This window comes from Mesorhizobium sp. M4B.F.Ca.ET.017.02.2.1 (assembly GCF_003998955.1).
Lineage (GTDB): Bacteria > Pseudomonadota > Alphaproteobacteria > Rhizobiales > Rhizobiaceae > Mesorhizobium > Mesorhizobium abyssinicae.
Window position 1 is genome coordinate 1 of the sequence record NZ_RZOF01000675.1, and the last position, 734, is coordinate 734.

The following is a 734-nucleotide window of genomic DNA, read 5'->3' on the forward strand; positions in this document are numbered from 1 at the left end:
GTTATGAAAGCGGTTCGCCTCGAGGCTGTCGGCAGCATAGCGCTGCGCGAGGTCGACAAGCCGTCGGCCGGTGCGGACGATCTGCTGGTGCGGATCGAGGCCTGCGGCGTCTGCGGCACCGATCGCCATCTCTTCCACGGCGAGTTTCCTTGCAAGCCGCCGGTAACGCCCGGGCATGAGTTTTCGGGCATCGTCGAAGCGGTCGGGTCGTCGGTGATCGGCTTCTCCGTCGGCGACCGCGTCACCGGCGATCCCAACATCGCCTGCGGGCGATGCCCGCATTGCCATGCCGGGCGGGTCAACCTCTGCCGCAATCTCAATGCCATCGGCATTCATCGCGACGGCGGCTTCGCCGATTATGTCGTGATGCCGCAGAAGCAGGCCTTCCTTCTGCCGGCGAGCCTCAAGCCGACGCATGGCGCATTCTGCGAGCCGTTGGCGTGCTGCCTGCACGGCGTCGACCTCGCCGCGATCAAGCCGGGCGGCTCGGTCGTCGTGCTGGGTGGCGGCGTCATCGGCCTGCTCACCGTGCAATTGGCAAGGCTTGCCGGGGCGAAGACCATCGTGCTGTCGACACGCCAGGCCTCGCGCCGCGAGCTCGCCGAGGAGCTCGGTGCGACGGCCTCAGTCGATCCAGGCGCCGGCGACGTTATCGATGCCATTGCCGGACCAGACGGGCTGGTGCCGGGCGGTGTCGACGTGGTGTTCGAATGCGCCGGCGTGCGCGATACGGT

The 734-nt window shown here is 67.7% G+C and carries 1 protein-coding gene; it reads left to right on the top strand.

From position 1 onward, the window contains the following. Positions 1-3: 3 nt before the first annotated feature. Positions 4-734, top strand: a 731-nt coding sequence (locus EN738_RS34785) for an alcohol dehydrogenase catalytic domain-containing protein (protein ID WP_127287418.1), incomplete at its 3' end; no start/stop codon positions are given.